This is a genomic window from Shuttleworthella sp. MSX8B (genome assembly GCF_000524295.1).
Classification (GTDB): domain Bacteria; phylum Bacillota; class Clostridia; order Lachnospirales; family Lachnospiraceae; genus Shuttleworthia; species Shuttleworthia satelles.
On the sequence record NZ_JAQT01000022.1, the window covers coordinates 34,838 to 53,989 of the forward strand.

18 protein-coding genes are annotated in these 19,152 nt (G+C 53.2%); 16 read left to right on the top strand and 2 right to left on the bottom strand.

What is annotated here, in order from left to right:
- Positions 1–7: 7 nt before the first annotated feature.
- The 14 genes from hflX (at position 8) to purD (ending at position 15,901) form a co-directional block, all read left to right on the top strand.
- Positions 8–1,327: a GTPase HflX gene (gene hflX, locus HMPREF1508_RS05845; RefSeq protein ID WP_242834511.1), complete on the top strand. Its 1,320-nt coding sequence runs from the start codon at positions 8–10 to the stop codon at positions 1,325–1,327.
- Positions 1,328–1,416: 89 nt separating this feature from the next.
- Positions 1,417–2,346 (top strand): orotidine-5'-phosphate decarboxylase, encoded by a 930-nt coding sequence (gene pyrF, locus HMPREF1508_RS05850; RefSeq protein ID WP_044960285.1) that lies wholly within the window; start codon positions 1,417–1,419, stop codon positions 2,344–2,346.
- On the top strand, positions 2,343–3,197 hold the full coding sequence (locus HMPREF1508_RS05855) for a dihydroorotate dehydrogenase electron transfer subunit (RefSeq protein ID WP_044960286.1): 855 nt from the start codon (positions 2,343–2,345) through the stop codon (positions 3,195–3,197). The genes pyrF and HMPREF1508_RS05855 overlap by 4 nt, the downstream gene beginning before the upstream one ends.
- Positions 3,194–4,111, top strand: coding sequence for a dihydroorotate dehydrogenase (locus tag HMPREF1508_RS05860; protein ID WP_044960287.1), 918 nt, complete (start codon positions 3,194–3,196; stop codon positions 4,109–4,111). The genes HMPREF1508_RS05855 and HMPREF1508_RS05860 overlap by 4 nt, the downstream gene beginning before the upstream one ends.
- 269 nt (positions 4,112–4,380) lie before the next feature.
- Positions 4,381–5,061, top strand: a complete 681-nt coding sequence (pyrE, locus tag HMPREF1508_RS05865; protein WP_044960289.1) for an orotate phosphoribosyltransferase — start codon at positions 4,381–4,383, stop codon at positions 5,059–5,061.
- An 84-nt stretch (positions 5,062–5,145) separates the two neighbouring features.
- The gene (locus HMPREF1508_RS05870; RefSeq protein WP_006906407.1) at positions 5,146–5,607 is read left to right on the top strand and encodes a VanZ family protein; all 462 of its coding nucleotides are present in this window, start codon (positions 5,146–5,148) and stop codon (positions 5,605–5,607) included.
- Positions 5,608–5,643: 36 nt separating this feature from the next.
- Positions 5,644–5,940: a hypothetical protein gene (locus HMPREF1508_RS05875; RefSeq protein WP_198015590.1), complete on the top strand. Its 297-nt coding sequence runs from the start codon at positions 5,644–5,646 to the stop codon at positions 5,938–5,940.
- Positions 5,941–5,994: 54 nt separating this feature from the next.
- The gene (locus HMPREF1508_RS05880; RefSeq protein ID WP_049906912.1) at positions 5,995–8,181 is read left to right on the top strand and encodes an aminopeptidase; all 2,187 of its coding nucleotides are present in this window, start codon (positions 5,995–5,997) and stop codon (positions 8,179–8,181) included.
- Between the two features lie 362 nt (positions 8,182–8,543).
- Positions 8,544–10,316 carry an ABC transporter ATP-binding protein gene (locus HMPREF1508_RS05885; RefSeq protein ID WP_044960293.1) on the top strand — a complete coding sequence of 591 codons (1,773 nt, stop codon included), beginning with the start codon at positions 8,544–8,546 and terminating at the stop codon, positions 10,314–10,316.
- A complete protein-coding gene (locus HMPREF1508_RS05890) occupies positions 10,313–12,049 on the top strand; it encodes an ABC transporter ATP-binding protein (protein WP_044960294.1) in 1,737 nt (578 codons plus the stop codon). The genes HMPREF1508_RS05885 and HMPREF1508_RS05890 overlap by 4 nt, the downstream gene beginning before the upstream one ends.
- Before the next feature lie 116 nt (positions 12,050–12,165).
- Positions 12,166–12,666 carry a 5-(carboxyamino)imidazole ribonucleotide mutase gene (gene purE, locus HMPREF1508_RS05895; RefSeq protein ID WP_006906402.1) on the top strand — a complete coding sequence of 167 codons (501 nt, stop codon included), beginning with the start codon at positions 12,166–12,168 and terminating at the stop codon, positions 12,664–12,666.
- Positions 12,667–12,852: 186 nt separating this feature from the next.
- Positions 12,853–13,878, top strand: a complete 1,026-nt coding sequence (purM, locus tag HMPREF1508_RS05900) for a phosphoribosylformylglycinamidine cyclo-ligase (protein WP_044960381.1) — start codon at positions 12,853–12,855, stop codon at positions 13,876–13,878.
- Positions 13,872–14,519 (top strand): phosphoribosylglycinamide formyltransferase, encoded by a 648-nt coding sequence (purN, locus tag HMPREF1508_RS05905; protein WP_044960296.1) that lies wholly within the window; start codon positions 13,872–13,874, stop codon positions 14,517–14,519. The genes purM and purN overlap by 7 nt, the downstream gene beginning before the upstream one ends.
- Positions 14,520–14,617: 98 nt before the next feature.
- A complete protein-coding gene (purD, locus tag HMPREF1508_RS05910; protein WP_044960298.1) occupies positions 14,618–15,901 on the top strand; it encodes a phosphoribosylamine--glycine ligase in 1,284 nt (427 codons plus the stop codon).
- Positions 15,902–15,981: 80 nt separating this feature from the next.
- Here the strand turns inward: purD and HMPREF1508_RS05915 are convergent, their stop codons facing one another.
- Together HMPREF1508_RS05915 and HMPREF1508_RS05920 are read right to left on the bottom strand one after the other, a co-directional pair.
- Positions 15,982–16,161 (bottom strand): DUF4250 domain-containing protein, encoded by a 180-nt coding sequence (locus HMPREF1508_RS05915; protein ID WP_006906398.1) that lies wholly within the window; start codon positions 16,159–16,161, stop codon positions 15,982–15,984.
- 41 nt (positions 16,162–16,202) lie between these two features.
- On the bottom strand, positions 16,203–16,817 hold the full coding sequence (locus HMPREF1508_RS05920) for an ECF transporter S component (protein WP_044960300.1): 615 nt from the start codon (positions 16,815–16,817) through the stop codon (positions 16,203–16,205).
- A 459-nt stretch (positions 16,818–17,276) separates the two neighbouring features.
- Between HMPREF1508_RS05920 and pta the strand changes: the two genes are divergently transcribed.
- Both pta and HMPREF1508_RS05935 read left to right on the top strand, forming a co-directional pair.
- Entirely contained in the window at positions 17,277–18,263 is a 987-nt protein-coding gene (gene pta, locus HMPREF1508_RS05930; protein ID WP_044960303.1) for a phosphate acetyltransferase, read from the top strand.
- Between the two features lie 244 nt (positions 18,264–18,507).
- Positions 18,508–19,020: a ferritin gene (locus HMPREF1508_RS05935; RefSeq protein ID WP_006906394.1), complete on the top strand. Its 513-nt coding sequence runs from the start codon at positions 18,508–18,510 to the stop codon at positions 19,018–19,020.
- Positions 19,021–19,152: the final 132 nt, after the last annotated feature.

A 19,152-nucleotide genomic window follows, 5' to 3' on the forward strand; every position in this document is an offset into this window, starting at 1 on the left:
GAACAGCATGATTTTGGATACAGACAGTCGGTTTGACCTGGATATGGAAGAAGAGAATAAATTGAACCAGCCCCTTTTAGAGCACAATCAGAGAATCAAAGAGCAGGCAGAGTCCTTTCTTCTGGTATCAGTCTGTACTGAGGACGAGAGCAAGACACAGCTCCTCCTGGATGAGTTGGAGGAATTGCTTCACACGGCCGGCGGACAGTCGGTCGGCAGGATCACCCAAAAGCAGGATGCGCCCAACACAGCCTCTTACCTGGGGAGAGGTAAGATTGAGGAGATTCGCGGCTATCTGGAAATGACAGGGGCCGACGGTATCATCTGTGACGATGAGCTGACTCCGGCACAGATGCGTAATCTGGCTATGGCCCTGGACTGTAAGGTCATGGACCGGACCATCTTAATCCTTGACATCTTCGCGTCTCATGCCGCGAGCGCGGAGGGTAAAATCCAGGTGGAATTGGCGCAGCTGCGTTACCGGGCCACACATTTGACTGGCATGGGGCTTTCGATGTCGCGGCTGGGAGGAGGAATCGGGACGAGAGGACCGGGCGAGTCAAGGCTTGAAATAGATCGCAGACGGATAAGGTCCCGCATTGGAAGGCTGAAGGCCATGTCGCAGGAGGCGGCGGCCCACCGACAACTGACCAGAGAGCATCGCAAGCGCCAGCAGATGCCTGTCGCCGCCATTGTGGGCTATACGAATGCCGGCAAGTCCACCCTGTTAAACGCGCTGACAGGAGCGGGAGTTCTGGCTCAGGATATCCTCTTCGCCACTCTGGACACGACGACGCGGATCGTGGATCTGGGGGGCTCTGAGACCATGCTGCTGACAGATACGGTCGGTTTTATTCGCAAGCTGCCCCACGGTCTGATTGATGCCTTTCGATCTACCCTGGAGGAGGCGAAATACGCGGATTATATCATTCAACTGGTGGACGCGTCTGACCCGGACATGGAAGAGCGCATGCATGTGGTCAGGCAGACCCTGGATGAGCTCGGCGTCAAAAATAAGAAGATCCTGACCTTGTTCAACAAGTGCGATCGGCTCGAAGAGGACCTGTCTTTGCATGATTTTCGGGCGGACAAATCCCTGTGTATTTCGGCCCGGACGGGAATGGGGTTACATGAGGTCAGGCAGGCCCTGGCAGATTTTCTCAGAGAGGATCGGGTCTTGGTAGAGCGGGTTTTGGGCTATCAGAAGATGCAGCTTCTCGCCTGTATTCATGAGCGGGGCCAGGTCTTAGAGGAGTCCTATGAGGAAGATGGGATCCATATCAAAGCCTATGTGCCTCTGGCAGTCTATGGGATTTTAGACGACTAGGGCAAAGACATAATGACAGTCATGTATTTTGTTAGAGGATGGCGGAAGGACAATTTGCAGGTATCACTGAAAGAGACGAGGAGACACAGATGATCAAGCGGTTAATCAGAGAGATTCAGAAGAAGAATGCTCCCATTGTCGTGGGACTTGACCCCCAGATAGCATTGATTCCCCAGAAGCTGCTGGATAAAAATTATCAGCAGTACGGGCAGACCCTGGAAGGGGCGGCAAATGCCTTCTGGGACTTTAACAGGGCGATCATTGACGCTGTCTGCGATCTGATTCCGGCGGTAAAGCCCCAGTCCGCCATGTATGAGCGGCTGGGACTGGCCGGTGAGGCGGTCTACCATAAGACCATTTCCTATGCCAGGGACAAGGGGCTTCTTGTGATTGGCGATATCAAGCGGGGGGACATTGGGTCTACCTCCGCCGCCTACGCGGATGGACATCTGGGCCTGGTTACGGTCGGAGAAAAGGTCTATGCTCCTTTCGGAGAGGATTTCGCCACAGTCAACCCCTATATGGGAACAGACGCGGTCGGCCCCTTTGTCAATGTCTGCAAGGCGCAGGATAAGGGGATTTTCGTCCTGGTCAAGACGTCGAACCCCTCCTCCGGGGAGTTTCAGGATCAGATTCTGGCTGAGACAGGGAAGCCTCTCTATGAATCTGTCGCCTATATGGTTGAGAAGTGGGGGGAGGAGACCAGAGAGGATGGATACTCTGACGTGGGAGCAGTTGTCGGCGCCACCTATCCCAGGCAGGGAGAGCGTTTAAGGGAGCTCATGCCTCATACCTACATTCTTGTGCCGGGCTATGGGGCCCAGGGCGGCAGGGGATCTGATCTGACGCATTTCTTCGACAGGGATGGATTGGGCGCGATTGTCAACTCCTCACGCGGCATTATCGCCGCGTATCAGAAGGATAATTACGCAGGGTTTGGGGCTGAGCATTTCGCGGAGGCCTCCAGACAGGCTGTTCTTGACATGTTGGCCGATATCAATGGAGCGTTGGGAAGATGAGCAAGCAAATGGATCAGGCTCGCGTGCTGAAAAACGAACCTCTGGCGGAGGGAGTCTTTTCTCTGCTCCTTCAGACGGTGTTTGCAGAGGAAGCTGTCGCAGGCCAGTTTGTCTCTGTCTACTCGAGAGATGGGGCCAGACTCCTGCCCCGTCCCATTTCTATCTGTCAGATAGACCGGGACGCCGGGACCCTGCGCCTGGTCTATCGGGTGGTCGGAAGGGGAACCGAGGAATTCTCCCGTCTTAAGGCGGGAGAGAGCCTTCGTGTCCTGGGGCCTCTGGGCAATGGATTTGCCAGGGAGGCGGGAACACTGCCGGATTGCAGGAGACCTATCTTAATCGGCGGCGGCATCGGGATTCCCCCCATGGTCGGTCTGGCTGAGGCTCTGCACAGCGCAAACAGATCTGGCGAGAGCATTTCTGAGGAACAGATTTTGATAGGGACGAAAGAGCGTGTCCGTGTAGAGCCGACCCTGGTCATGGGCTATCGCGACGACGATACCTTTTTAACCGAGGAGTGCCGGGCATCCGGCCGCCTTGTCATCGCAAGCGATGACGGCAGTATCGGGACGCACGGAACTGTAATTGACGCTATCAGAGAGCAGAGGGTGACAGGGGACGCTGTCTTCGCCTGCGGACCCAAGCCCATGCTGCGGGCAGTCAAGGCCTATGCCGAGCAAAATAAGCTGCTCTGCTTCATCTCGATGGAGGAGCGCATGGCCTGTGGCATCGGGGCCTGCCTTGCCTGTGTCTGTAGGACAGTCGATGCGGATGATCACTCCAGGGTGAAGAATGCCAGAGTCTGTGCTGATGGCCCTGTCTTCGATGCAAAAAAGGTGGATCTGTCATGAATACATCTGTGAGTTTAGCGGGTATTTGCCTGAAGAACCCTGTTATGGAGGCCTCCGGAACCTTTGGGAGCGGGATGGAATACAGCCAGTTTGTCGATTTGAACCGCCTGGGGGCTGTGGTCACCAAGGGCGTAGCTGACCGTCCCTGGCCGGGCAATCCCACGCCCCGGATCGCGGAGGTGCCCGCCGGTATGCTCAATGCCATCGGCCTGCAGAATCCGGGGGTAGAGACCTTCATTCAACGGGATCTGGCCTTTTTAGATGCCTTTGATACCCGGGTGGTGGTCAATGTGTGCGGGCACACAGAGGAGGAGTATCTTCGCGTGGTAGAGACCCTGGCCGATCAGAAGAGGGTGGATCTCCTGGAAATTAATATTTCCTGTCCCAACGTCCGGGAGGGAGGTATGGCCTTTGGAACGGACCCGGCGATGGTGGAGTACATTACCTCAAGTGTTAAAAAGAGGGCTGCCCAGCCCATTATCATCAAGCTGACGCCAAACGTCACAAGCATTGCCGATGTCGCAAGGGCGGCGGAGGCGGGAGGCGCAGATGTCATCTCTCTGATTAATACCATCACAGGGATGAAGATCGATGTAGGGCATCGAACCTTTGCTCTGGCCAACAAGACCGGCGGTATGTCCGGTCCGGCCATTCATCCCATTGCCGTTCGCATGGTCTACGAGGCGGCGCAGGCAGTGAAGATTCCCATTATCGGCATGGGAGGGATCGCAAGCGCTGAGGATGCTCTGGAGATGATCCTGGCCGGGGCGACCGCTGTCGCTATCGGGACGGCCAACTTCTATCGGCCCCGGGCTACCCTGGATGTCATAGAGGGGATTGAGACCTATATGCAAGACCAGGGAGTCGAGGACATCCGGGAGCTGATTGGAGCCGTGCGCCAGGCAGGAGGATAGGAGGATATCTGGCAGGAGGATATGTGGCAGGAGTATATGTAGTATGATATTTGCCGAGAAGGTATCTTAGACTTATCATGGATATCTGCAAAGTGTGAATTCTTTTCTTTGCGGTTTTGCGCGAATAGCAAAAGGCAGCAGAAAATGGCGGAAGGCAGCAGAAAACAACAAAAGGCAGCAGAAAACAACAAAAGACAGCAGAAAACAACAAAAGACAGCAGAAAACGGCGAAGAAAGCAGAGAGCACCGAGTCAGGACAGGAGGACCATATGGAGACATACAAGCAGGAATTTATTGAGTTTATGATTGACTGTCAGGTCCTCAAGTTCGGCGACTTTGTGACGAAGAGCGGAAGAAAGACCCCCTTCTTCGTCAATACCGGTTTCTATCGCACCGGCTCTCAGCTCAAGCGCCTGGGAGAGTACTATGCCAGGGCAATCACAGATCACTTCGGTACAGACTTTGACCTGCTCTTTGGGCCCGCCTATAAGGGAATTCCACTGGCTGTGTCTGCAGCGATTGCGCTCTCAGAGAACTATGGCGCGGATATTCGCTACTGCTCTAACCGTAAGGAAATCAAGGATCACGGGGATAAGGGCATCCTTTTAGGCAGTCCCATCGAGAGGGATGATCGGGTTGTCATGATTGAGGATGTGACTACTGCCGGGACATCCATTAAGGAGACCTATCCCCTGATTCAGTCACAGGCCGAACATGTTCAGGTGGCAGGTCTTGTTGTGTCAGTGGACCGCATGGAGCGGGGGCAGGGAGACAAGGCGGCGCTGATCGAGATCGGAGAGAAGTATCAGATGAAAACCTGCGCGATTGTCACGATGGAAGAGGTCGTCGCTCATCTTTATAACCGGCCCTATAAAGGGAAGGTCATCATTGATGATAAGCTCAAGGCGGCAATCGACGCGTATTACAGGGAGTATGGAGCCGCGCAGTAAGGGGGCCTGACAGGAAGAAGGGGGAAATTCCGGCAGTTTCGCATAGGGCAGGATAGGTAAAGGAGCTTGAGAAAGGAGTTTCTCTTGAGCACAAGACGCAGATCCAAAAAGGAGAGAGGGATTTTATGGTGTCTCTTTCTCGTCTACGTCGCCGTCATGGTCTATTTTCTCTTCTTCGCGGAGAGCTTTGGCCGCGGTGACCCCGGCATCAATGGGCAAAACCTGATTCCCTTTCATGAGATCGGACGCTATCTGCGTTATTGGCGCAAGATCGGCGTCTGGCTGGTCATTCTCAACCTGGCCGGAAACATTGCGGCCTTTGTCCCCTTCGGGCTCATCCTGCCTATGCTGATGCAAAGGAAGGCCAGGGGGGGAAGAGTCATCCTGGCGGGATTTTTCACCTCCTGCCTGGTGGAATTCATCCAGCTTGTCACAGACCTTGGGACCTGCGACGTAGATGATATTATCCTGAATACTCTGGGCGTCATTGTCGGTCTGATCTGCTATGAGATCGCGCATGGTATTAGGTCGTGGGTAGAAAGATAAATGATGAGAGATGAAAGACGGCGCCGCAGACAGCGCATGCATAAAAAGAATCGATCCAACCTGGCCATCCTCATGGCGGTTCTGGCGAGCCTGTCCATTGCCGCCTATCTCTTTATGGCCTATCAAGCGGCAGTTTCAGGAGGCGATACGTCCAATCTCATGGGAGCAGCAGCGGTGCTCTTTATGATTCTCTCACTGATTTGTCTCTATTATGGGGGCAGGGAGTTCCGATTGGGGACATACAGCAGAAGTTCCCGCCTGCCGGGCCTTCTCTTGCCCCTTGTGGCCAGCTTTCTCTGGTTGGGAACCTACATTCTGGGAATTTTATCCTGACTCCGTGAAAGAGGAAGAGAAAACGATTTTGCGCGACGATAGAAAGCAGGGCGGATGACGATGACGAAGCGCTGCCTGCGGGAAGGTTATATGAATCAGGATACACGAAAAGAGCATACAGAAGAGGATTCTGGTAAGGGAATCATTTTTCGCGAGCGCTACGAGCTGGCTATGGAGCGGATCGCCGGGATTGCGGCGAATCCTGAGGTGAGAGAAGCCCTTTGCGATTATATGATGCAGATCGGCAGTTTCTTCCTCAAGATCGACCGGCACAGGGCCTTTTTAGAGGAGAAAAGAGAGAACGTCGGGCAGGACCCGGCCACTGCGGATTTTATTGAGAGAGTGGGATATCCCCGCCTGACCCGGGAGGAGGGAGCAAAATGGCAGGAAGATATCTATGCTGCCCTGCATGAGGATCACTATCGCAGCTCCTATCTCTGCCCCGACTATGCGGTCAGACGGCTTGGAGCAGGACTTGGCGGGATTTTGTCTGCCTTTGCCGCGGATCTGCTGGCTCTGATTCCCTGGGTTTATGAGGGAAGGCTGGACCTGCTGACCATTTACGCGGAGCTCTTCGTGATGATACACGGGGATCTGGCCATGGCAAAGGACGAGGGGGCGGCGGAAAAGGCTGTCAGAGACAGTATTTACTGGTTCTACCGCGATTACAGCGAGATCTTCACCAGGGACGCGGTCATGAACCTGATTGATCCGGGCCGCGATTTTCTGACCCGTATTGTCATGGAGTCTGATTTAAGCGACCTGTCCTATCTCTATTCTTACGGAAGTCCTATCGGGGAGAATGAGCTGGCCATGGCAGCTTACCTCAACCGCCTCTCTGAGGAGGAGGTCCGCCGCATGGCGGCAACCTATACAGAGGGCTACCGGATCGGCTTTCAGGTGACCGGCAAGGATATTTCGATCAAGTCCGCAGTCAAAATAGAATATCCGATCGGGATGGAACGCATGGTACGCCAGGCGATTCGTAATTTCTGTAAGATGGGTCTTGCTCCTGTTTTAGTCCGCGAGAGCATACTCTCTCTGCAGGGGAGGGGCAAAGGGAAACGGGGCGTCTTTTCCTGCTCTTTGAACCGTCAGTTTGACTACGACCACAAGAATGACCTGGGCTATTATCTGGACGCGGGGCTGAATCAGCGTCGCCTGGAGGTCATGCAGGATACCTTTGAGAAACATAAAAAGCTGGCCCGCGGCATGGGCGGTCCCGCTGTGATTGATGTCTTCGGACAGGAGGATTTTGAGCCTGTCAACTCCGAGGCCAATTACCATTACAGCACAAGGCAGCAGGAGTTAAATGTCAGCTATGCCGCGCAGGCCGGGCAGATCAGTAACCGCTACATCATCGGCAGGGAGAGAAGCTTCACCATGATCGCCTTCCCCCTGCCCTCCATCGGAGACCAGTTCGAGGAGATTTTCGCCAGGACCATGGAGATCAATACCCTGGACTATCACAGCTATCAGAGGATGCAGCAGAAGATCATCGATCTCTTAGATCAGGGGGAGAGGGTCCATGTTCAGGGTCAGGGGGGAAACCAAACGGACATCACAGTAGAGCTTTTTCCGACTGCGGATCCCAGTCACATGACCAGGTTCGAGAATTGTGTGGCTGACGTCAACATTCCGGTGGGGGAGGTCTTCACGTCCCCTGTCCTGGAGGGGACAAATGGGATTCTTCACGTCTCGCATGTCTATCTGGACGGGATGGAGTTCAAGGATCTGCGGCTGACCTTCAGGGATGGGATGCTTGTCGATTATTCCTGCGGCAACTTTGAGAGCAAAGAGGAGGGGCGACAGCTGATCAGGGAGAATATTCTCTATCAGCACAAGAGTCTGCCCATCGGAGAGTTCGCGATCGGGACCAATACGACAGCCTATCGCATGGCAAAGGATTATGGAATCGGCTCCAAGCTGCCCATCCTGATTGCGGAGAAGACCGGCCCCCATTTTGCCCTGGGTGACACCTGCTATTCTCATGAAGAGGATAATCGGGTCTATAATCCCGACGGCAAGGAGATTGTTGCCAAGGAGAATTCCATCTCGAAGCGAAGGAAAGAGGACCCGATCGGGGCCTATTTTGGCTGTCATACGGATATTACGGTTCCCTTCGAGGAGCTGGGGGTCATTGAAGTGATCTCAGCGGATGGAAGGAGACGCGATATCATACGGGATGGCAAATTTGTGGTGCCCGGGACAGAGGAACTGAATCTTCCTCTGTCAGATTGAGTGTCAGATGAAATGAAAGAAGAAGAGAAGAGCTCAGCCTCCGGGGAATTGTCCCCGGAGGCTTTTTTCACAGCGATGGAATGCTCATGTGGAATGTCCGTACGCATGTATTCGACAGTTACAGCAGCAGAATGCGCGCGAAAGGCCCTAGGATCTTACCTTTGCAATCTGTCATTGAGCGTGTCAGCGAAAATGGGGACAGGCGAGTCGTTTCATGCTATACTTAAAAAGGTTAGTTGAGTCTAACATAGCGAAAGCAGAGAAAAGAGCCGACCGCTCTGTTTCGACAAAGATCGAAAAAAGGCGCTTGTATGACATTGGCGGATAGCAGAAGGGGATTTTTCGGGAAGGAGAAAGAGCTTATGGATACAGAAAAGAAAAAGCAAAAGGGGATTTTCGACTACATCTTTCAATTTGCGGGTGACTACAGGAGCAGCTACATAAAAAGTGTGGTCTTTGCCGTGATTGGGGTGGTCTGTTCCATCGTCCCCTATATTCTGATGGGAGATATGGTAAAAAAGCTCCTTGAGGGGGAGAGGGAATTCAAGGTTTATCTGACGGAAGGGCTTGCAATGGCTCTTTTTTGGATTCTGCGTGTGACCTTCCATACGGTCTCCACGAAAATCTCGCACAGGACAACCTTCAAACTGATTGGGAATGTTCGGATCGCCCTTGTCGACAAGTTGTCCCGTCTGCCCCTGGGAACCGTTCAGGGGATGGCCTCCGGCACACTGAAGAATATTATCTGTGAGCGAACGGATTCCATGGAACCGGTACTGGCGCATGTCGTGCCGGAGTTTACAGCGAATCTCTGCGCGCCGCTCATGCTCTTTATTTACATCCTGACCATAGATTGGAGGATGGCCCTGCTCTCGCTCGCTACGCTTCCGATTGCGGCGATCGCGATGGCGTGGATGTTTAAGGACAGCGACAAGAGGTTTCAGAAGACACAGGAGACCACCAAAAAGCTGAATGATACTGCGGTGGAATATATCGGGGGGATTGAGGTTATCAAGGCCTTCGGCAAGGCGGAGAGCTCCTATCAGCGCTTCGCGGATGCCGCCAGGGAGAATGCCAACAGCTTCATCGATTGGATGATGGCCTGCATTGTTCCCTTCTCGCTGGGCATGGTGATCACACCGGCGACTCTTTTGTCTGTTCTTCCCATCGGCGCGATATTCACGATGCAGGGCTCTCTTTCGCTCTCCAATTATATTATGATTGTGGTTTTATCCTGCGGGCTGATTGCGCCGCTCATTACCGTGATGAGCTATAACGATGACATCACTAAGGCGACCTCAATTTTCGGAGAAATCGACGCGATCTTAGAACTGCCCGAGCTCAAGCGGCCGCAAGTCAGCAGGAATCTGCCCCAAAACCACGGCATTCAACTGCGGGGCGTTCGTTTCGGATACGGTGAAAAGGAAGTGCTCCACGGCATCGACCTGGACATAGGGGCAGGGAGCGTGACGGCGCTGGTAGGTCCTTCCGGCAGCGGAAAGTCAACGCTGGCGAGGCTGATCGCCTCCATGTGGGATGTGAAAGAGGGGAGTATCCTGGTCGGCGGAGCGGATATACGGGATATGTCGATAGCGGATTACAGCGCGCAGATTGCCTATGTGTCGCAGGACAGCTTCCTTTTTGACGCTTCTGTGAGAGAAAATATTCGCATGGGCAGACCATCCGCCACGGATATGGAAGTGGAAGAGATTGCGAAAAAGAGCGGCTGCTACGAGTTTATTATGGGCCTCGAGAAGGGCTTTGACACAATTGTGGGAGGCAGCGGAGCGCACCTGTCCGGCGGGGAGCGACAGAGGATTTCCATCGCGCGGGCGATGATGAAGAACGCGCCGATTCTGATTCTCGATGAGGCGACTGCCTATACGGATCCGGAAAATGAAGCCGTCATACAGAGGTCTGTTTCCGAGCTCTCCAGGGGAAAGACGCTCATTGTGATTGCGCACAGACTCTCTACGGTGATCGATTCTGACCAGATTGTTGTGATCCGGGACGGAAATATCGAGGCCAGGGGCAGGCATACAGAGCTTTTAGATTCCTGTCCTCTCTATCGGAATATGTGGGAGGCCCATGTTTACGCAAAGGATGCCGATGAAGAAGGGGGTGCAATCGCATGATTTCTACGCTAAAGAAATTTTTTGAATTTTGCAGAGTGCAGAATCGCCGTATGTTTTACAGGACGCTTGGCATCGGAGTCATTATCGCTGCCTGTGAAGCGGCCAAGTTCCCGGCAATCTATCTGGTGTTGGCCGGATTTTTGTCCGGGTCCATATCGAAAAATATGATTCTGGCCGGCTTTGTGATTTTGCTGATCGCCTCACTGGTGGAGTCTCTGGCCCGGGGCAGGTCAACAATGCTGCAGTGCAGGGCAGGTTACTGTGAATGCGCTGAGAAGAGAATCGAAATCGCGGAGCATTTGAGATATCTGCCCATGGGATATTTCAATCAGAACAGCCTCGGTGAGATTACGACGGTTACGACCAATATTATGGAGCAGCTTGGCGACGTGGCGACCAGGGTTGTGATGTTAACAACACAGGGGATTTTGAATTCGGCGATCATTGTTCTTCTGATTCTTATCTATGACTGGAGAATCGGACTGATCTGCCTGATTGGCATCGGGCTATTCGCCGGGATCAATCGGGCCATGCGAAAAGCGAATGCCAGGGTATCCGTGACCAAGGTAGAGACGGATACCAGGGTGATTTCGGGTGTCCTGGAGTATGTTCAGGGGATCGCGGAGGTGAAGGCCTATAATCTGGTCGGTCAATCCAGGAAAAAACTGGATGATACCATTCGGATGGCCGGGGATATCAATACAGACATGGAGATGATCTGTAACCGCTATGTTCCCTTGCAGAACATGGTATTAAAGCTGACCGGCGTCGCGATCCTCCTCTTCTCAATTTCCTTTTATCTCAGCGGAAGCATGGGGCTTTTGGAGGTGTTTATCATGATGATTATGTCCTTCCAGGTCTTTGCGGGCCTTGAGGCCATGGGAGCTTATTCCGCGCTTTTGAGAGTCGTTGACCTGTGCGTGGAGCGGGGAAAGGAAGTACTGGCCCTAAAGCCTATGGATATATCGGGTCAGGCATATGAGCCAAAGACAGATGATATTGAAGTCTCCGAGATCGATTTTTCCTATGACACAAAGAAAATCATCGACCATGTGTCGCTTAAGGTACCGGAGAGAACGACGGCAGCTTTCGTGGGACCGTCCGGCGGAGGCAAGACAACACTCTGCCACCTGATCGCCCGTTTCTGGGATGTGGATCGGGGAAGGGTGTCCCTCGACGGAAAGGATGTCAGAGACTATTCCATGGATTCTCTGATGGATAATTTCAGCTTTGTCTTTCAGAATGTCTACCTCTTCCATGATACGGTTGCGAATAATATTCGCTTTGGCCGGCCGGACGCGCCGATAAAGGACGTCATTGCGGCCGCGAAAAAAGCCTGCTGTCATGACTTTATCATGGCGCTGCCGGATGGATACGATACGATCATCGGCGAAAACGGGGCTTCCCTGTCAGGAGGGGAGAAACAGCGTCTGTCGATTGCCAGAGCAATCATGAAGGACGCTCCGATTATCATTCTCGATGAGGCGACGGCCAATGTCGATCCCGAAAATGAGAAGGACCTTATGGAGGCAATCCAGGCTCTGACAAGGGAGAAAACAATCCTGATGATCGCCCATCGCTTAAAGACAGTGCGAAACGCGGATCAGATCTTTGTCATTGACAAGGGGAAGATTGTTCAGCGGGGCACGCATGAGGAACTGATGGAACAGGAAGGAATCTATCGGCGCTTCGTCGACTCCAGACGGCAGGCAATCGGCTGGAAGATCGGATAGGGCCGAGCTTATTGGTTCGATTAGAAAGTCTAACAATTGCTGCCCGCTTTATATAGTAAAATAGATGTGCCACGATCAGTGATGATAGGGCAATTTGCCCTGGGAAGGAAGAGAGTATGGCGCAGGTTGGAATCGTGATGGGCAGTGACTCGGATATGCCGATTATGGCGAAGGCAGCCGATATTTTAGACCAGCTTGGAATCAGCTATGAGATGCGGATTATCTCCGCGCACAGAGAGCCGGATGTCTTTTTCGACTACGCAAAGAGCGCTGAAGAAAGGGGCTGCAAGGTTATCATTGCCGGCGCCGGCAAAGCGGCCCATCTGCCTGGCATGTGTGCGGCTCTCTTTCCCATGCCGGTCATTGGCATTCCCATGAAGACATCGGATCTGGGAGGGGTGGATTCTCTCTACTCCATCGTGCAGATGCCCTCCGGCATTCCGGTTGCCACGGTCGCCATCAACGGCGGCGCCAATGCCGGGATTCTGGCGGCCAAGATTCTGGCCACGTCAGACCCGCAGCTTCTTTCGCGCCTGAAGAAGTACGCGGAGGATTTGAAGAATCAGGTCGTCGAGAAGGATCGCAGGCTGCAGGAGTCAGGTTATAAGGCATACTGATGATTATGCTGTTTATGCCGCGGATTTTCCCGAAAACATTGCCCGGAAAAAAGTGTATTCTTTTTGGAATATTGCCTTACGAAAAGTGCCTTCTGTTTTTATCGGCTGACAGATGAGATGGAAGCGGGGATATCCTGCTTGAATTATTGATGAGAAAAAAATTTGATCGATGCCAAAGGAGAGATTATGGATTATAAGAGCGCCGGAGTTGATATTGAAGCCGGATACAGGTCGGTGGAGCTGATGAAGACCTATGTGAAGGAGACGATGCGCCCCGAGGTCCTGGGCGGCCTGGGAGGATTTTCCGGGGCCTTTTCCCTGGCCGGCTGCAAGAACATGGAAGACCCGGTGCTTTTGTCCGGAACCGACGGTGTCGGCACGAAGATCAAGCTGGCCTTCCTCTTGGACAGGCATGACACGATTGGCATTGACGCGGTGGCCATGTGCGTCAATGATGTCGCCTGCGCCGGCGGGGAGCCCCTTTTCTTCCTGGACTACATTGCCTGCGGCAAGAACTATCCCGAGAAGATCGCAGCCATTGTCAAGGGGGTTGCCGAGGGCTGCCGCCAGTCCGACTGCGCCCTGATCGGGGGGGAGACAGCGGAGCATCCCGGTCTCATGCCTGAGGATGAGTACGATCTGGCCGGTTTTTCTGTCGGCGTGGTTGACCGCAAGGACATTGTGACCGGCGAACATGTCAGGGGCGGCGATGTCATCATCGGGATGGCTTCCAGCGGTGTTCACTCCAACGGCTTCTCTCTGGTACGCAAGGTCTTTGAGATGAGCCGGGAGTCCCTGGAGACCTATTATGAAGAGCTGAAAACGACTCTGGGGGAGGCCCTGCTGGCTCCAACCCGCATCTATGTACATGCCCTCAAGGCCATTCGTCAGGCCGGAGTGACCGTCAAGGCCTGCAGTCATATTACGGGGGGCGGCTTCTATGAAAACATTCCCCGCATGCTGCCTGAGGGAAAGAGAGCGGTCATTGAGAAGAACTCCTATGAGATTCCGGCCATCTTCAAACTCCTGGCAAAGACCGGAAATATTGACGAGAAGATGATGTATAACACCTACAACATGGGCATCGGCATGATGCTGGTCCTTGATCCGGCAGATGTGGATACCGCTGTGGAAGCCATCCGGTCCGCAGGGGACAGGCCCTATGTGGTCGGTCACATTGAAGACGGGCAGAAGGGCGTGACCTTATGTTAAGAGTAGCTGTCTGCGTTTCCGGTGGCGGTACGAATCTTCAGGCCATCATTGACGCCGTGACTTCCGGCAAGATCAGCAATACAGAGATTGTGCAGGTTCTGTCCAACAATCCGGGAGCGTATGCCCTAAAGAGAGCCAGGCAGGCAAAAATCCCCGCGGTCTGTGTCTCCCGCGCAGATCATCCGGATAAGGAGGAATACAATCAGATCCTTCTTGAAACATTACAGTTGGCTAAGCCGGACTTAATTGTCCTGGCAGGTTTTTTGGTTGTGATCCCGGCGGCTATCGTCAGGGCATTTCCCAATCGCATTATTAATATCCACCCGTCCCTGATCCCCTCCTTCTGCGGAAGCGGATACTATGGACTTAAGGTCCATGAGGGGGCCCTTAACAGGGGAGTTCAGGTGACCGGGGCGACCGTGCATTTTGTGGATGAGGGGACGGATTCGGGGCCGATTATCCTGCAGAAGCCGGTGGCGGTTCACGCTGATGACGATGCCAAAAGCCTGCAGCTGCGCGTGATGGAAGAAGCGGAGTGGAAGATCCTGCCTAAGGCGATTGACCTGATTGCCAACGATAAGGTCAGGGTAAAGGGGCGAAGGGTGACTATTGATGAGAAGCTGGATATTTTTGCCCTCTGAACTATGCTGAGAGCTCTGAGCTGCGATAGGATCTCTGATCTTTGATAGGATTTTTGACGCCCCACCCGGGTTAGCATGATGTGATAAGGAGAGTTTTTATGAAGGTATTACTGATCGGCGCCGGCGGAAGAGAGCACGCCATACTCCACGCAATCTACAAAAGCCCCAGGGTGGACAAGATCTATGTCGCGCCCGGCAATGCCGGGATGCGCGATATGGCGGAACTGGTCGATATCGGCGTGATGGAATTCGATCAGCTGGTCGCTTTCGCCAGGGAAAAGGCAATCGATCTGGCGGTCTGCTCTCAGGATGATCCTCTCTGCGCCGGAATCGTAGATGCCTTTGAGGAGGCGGGAATCCGCATCTTCGGGACCCGAAAAAACGCGGCGATCATCGAGGGATCCAAGGCATTTTCCAAGAACCTGATGAAGAAGTACGCGATTCCCACGGCTTCCTATGAGGTCTTTACTGATCCGGATGCCGCCTGCGCTTACCTGGAGCATGAGAGCTATCCGATTGTGTTAAAGGCGGACGGCCTGGCTCTGGGCAAGGGGGTTCTGATCTGTCAGGATTTTGAAGAGGCCAAAGCTGGGGTAAAGGAAATCATGACAGACAAGAAGTTCGGGTCTGCGGGCAATGAGCTTGTCATCGAGGAATTCATGACTGGACGGGAGGTCTCCGCCCTGGCCTTCTGTGACGGCAGACACTACAAGCTGATGACGTCTTCCCAGGATCACAAGAGGGTGGGCGATGGTGATACGGGCCTGAACACCGGCGGTATGGGAACCTTCTCTCCAAGTCCCTTCTTCACAGATGAGATCCGCGATTACTGTGACAAGCATATCTTTCAGCCCACGCTGGACGCCATGCTGGCGGAGGGGCGTGAGTTCAAGGGAGTGCTCTATTTCGGCCTCATGCTGACGGCAGACGGGCCTAAGGTCGTGGAGTACAACACTCGTTTCGGGGATCCGGAGACCCAGGTTGTCCTCCCCCGAATGAAGACAGATATCATCGATGCCTTTGAAGCCTGCATTGACGGGAAACTTGAGGATCTGGACCTGGAATTTGAGGACAACGCGGCTGTCTGTGTCGTTTTGGCGTCAAAGGGATACCCTCTCTCCTATGAGAAGGGATTTCCCATCAGTGGCTTTGAGCACTTCGACAATGTCAGAGATTTCTGCTTCCATGCTGGAACCAGGCTGGCCGCAGACGGGACTGTTGTGACCAACGGCGGGCGCGTTTTGGGGATCACATCCAAGGGAGCCAGTCTCAGGGAAGCCAGAGACAATGCCTATCGGGCGACGGACTGGATCTCATTCGCCAACAAGTACATGCGGCACGATATCGGAAAGGCCATTGACGAGGCATCTGAGACCAGATAGAGAACTGCTGATGCCGGGACAGACGGGGCTGACGAGAAAACCGGTTGATGACGTAAATGATATAAATTATATAAAGCAAATCATATAAACTGGTTTTGCTCCTCATCGTATTCATAGCCAATGGAAGCCAGTTTTTGAATGATCTCTTTTGTGTTGGTCATATGGGCCGCGCAGAGTCTGGTCAGGGAAGGATAGCGGTCTCGGAGCTCAGTGTTGACGAAACTGAGCAAGAGGACGGGGTCTCTCGGAAGATCAAGCATGGATGCCTCCTGTTCTGTGTTTTTACCTGGGGACCGGGAATTCAGCTGTTAGTCTGAAGCAGCCTTTGGGTCAGCGGATAGAGAATGGGGTAGAGGATGGCGGCAAGGGTGACGCCTGTGATTCCCTGAACGATATTAAAGGGGATGCCCGCGGCGGAAGAGACAATGGCGGAGGAGAGGACCGTAGAGGTAAATCCGCTGCCGGCGGCCAGACCGATCAGAAGAATCTCATAGATAAAGTAGCCGAACACCATAAAGGTTTCTCCGATAACGCCTCCGCAAATGACAGCCCCGATGACATTTTTTCGATGCGCCTTGATGAGGCCGGATCCCTGATGGGCTGATTCCTGCGCGTGCCTGCTGACAGAGGTCAGCCAGACTGACAGGTGCGCGGCGATCAGGGCGGTCAGGGCCTTGATCAGAAATGTGCCGGGCACATAGGTGAGGTAACCGGCAAAGAAGTCAGAAAGGGCACTTCCGATCCCGGCGGCCAGCCCGCCGGTCACCGGCCCGAGGAGGAGGCCGCAGAGCAGAACCATGGCGTCTCCGGGATGGATGTAACCCATGGTGGGAGTGGGGATACGCACCACCATGGTTGTCGCAGTCGTCAGGGCAGCCAGAAGAGCGGCCAGAATCAGTTTACGCAGGTTTGTCATTGCAAAGTCTCCCTTATATGTTAATGATCTGAACAGAGCCTGTTTCCTATTATCTTGAATAGGGCTTGATTTGTACAGGTTCATCTATCGAAAAATCTGTGTCAAAGCATCAGATACCGTGTCAAAAGATAAAAATATCAAACACAGTGTTCAAAATATACAAAGAGGGCATGTCAACGACTGAGAAAGAATTCTCGCGCCGCGGGCATTTCATTATCGAAAATCACAAGAAGATGGATTGCGAGGGACGGAATCTCTATCAAGTCTTTTCCGGAGCCTTCTCTGACAAAAGATTAACGGAAAATTGCACACAATTGAATACAAAAAAATATGTATCAACTTTCGAACATAGATCCATTGTGCCGGTGAAAAAAGGGTTCTAAAATGACATAAGGATCTGTGAGAAATGCAGGGGCGGGCATTTACCCGAAACCACATCAGACATAGGAGGGAATCAGTATGGGTTACGGATTTGGTGCAATGATCGATCGCCTGAAGGCGAATCCAAAGAAGATCGTATTTACAGAGGGCAGCGATGAGCGCATCCTTCAGGCTGCTTCCAGACTGCTGGCCGGTACCTGGCTGCAACCGGTTCTGGTCGGGGATCCGGAGGAGATCCATCGCGTTGCCGAGGTGGACGGGGATAATATCAATGGCGCCGCTATTATTGATCCCAACAACTTTGACCGCATGGATGAGATGGTGGATCTCTTTATGGAGCTGCGCGGCGCCAAGGCAGGCACAAGAGAGCAGGCGGTCAAGACTTTAAAGCAGGCCAACTATTTCGGGACGATGCTGGTTCGCATGGGCTATGCTGATTCCCTGCTGGGAGGCGCAACCTATTCCACGGCTGACACTGTTCGTCCTGCCCTGCAGATCATCAAGGCTGCCCCCGGCAACAGCATTGTCTCCTCCTGCTTTATTCTGGTTCGCCCTTCCGCAACCGGCGGAAATGAGGTTCTCTGCATGGCTGACTGTGCGATCAACCTGGTTCCCACAGAGGATCAGCTGGTCGAGATCTGCGGGCAGGCCACCAAGTGCGCGGAGCGCTTCGGCGTCGATCCCAAGGTTGCCTTCTTAAGCTTCTCCACCAAGGGATCTGGCAAGGGAGAATCAGTCACCAAGATGCAGAACGCAACGGCCAAGGCCAAGGTCAAGTATCCGGACCTTCCCATTGAAGGGGAGCTGCAGTTCGATGCGGCTGTTTCTCCAACAGTAGCCCGCCAGAAGGCTCCCGACTCCCAGATTGCAGGCCACTGCAATACTTTCATCTTCCCGGACATCAATGCCGGAAATCTCGGCTATAAGATCGCCCAGCGTATGGGTAATTTCGATGCCTACGGCCCCATTCTTCTCGGGTTAAATGCGCCCATCAACGATCTCTCCCGCGGATGCAATTCCCAGGAGGTATATGATATGGCGATCGTGACTGCTTCTCTGGCTTAAGAGCAGAGGTCTTTTTTATCTGCATTATCTGAGGCCGATGACGGACATGGACGATACAGATCCCGATATCAGCGAGGGAGAGTGGCGATTAGGAGCTGACTGGAGAATATTGACCGGCGCCCGGGATCTGGCAGGAAGCCGTGATCGGCAGTGACAGGGTCAGAGTGATGATATGAGCTAGGGACTACTATATTTTTTCGAAATCAACTATAATCAGGACTGGTTTTTGATAAGGAGGCAATATATGTTAGATGCAAAGATTGCAGAGATGATCAACGATCAGATCAATGCGGAGTTCGTATCCGCCTACCTCTATCTGGATTTCGCCAACTACTATGAAGATCAGGGGCTTGACGGTTTCGCCAACTGGTATCAGGTGCAGGCGCAGGAGGAACGTGATCACGCTATGCTCATGCGAACCTACCTGCTCAACAATGGGGAGAAGATTCATTTCAGCAATATCGAGATGCCCGTTAAGGAATACAAAAGCCCTGAGGATCCTCTGCACTATGCGATGGAACATGAGTGTTACATTACAGGTCGGATTAATCAGATCTATGGGGCGGCTCACGAGAAGCATGATTATCGCACCATGCAGTTCTATGACTGGTTCGTCAAGGAACAGGGAGAAGAGGAGAAGAATGCTGACGATCTGATCAAGAAGTTCAGTCTCTTCGGCCACGATCCCAAGGGGCTCTATGAGCTGAATCAGGAACTTCTGGCAAGAGCTTATGTCGCTCCCTCTCTGACCCTTTGATTCACAACAATAGAAGTGTTTTGGTGATTTGTTTCCTTGCCTTGAGAATCATTGAGATGTTGGGATAAGGAAATGGATGAAACATAAGGCCGACCCGGGAGAGCCAGTGGGTCGGCTTTTCTTATTCATGAC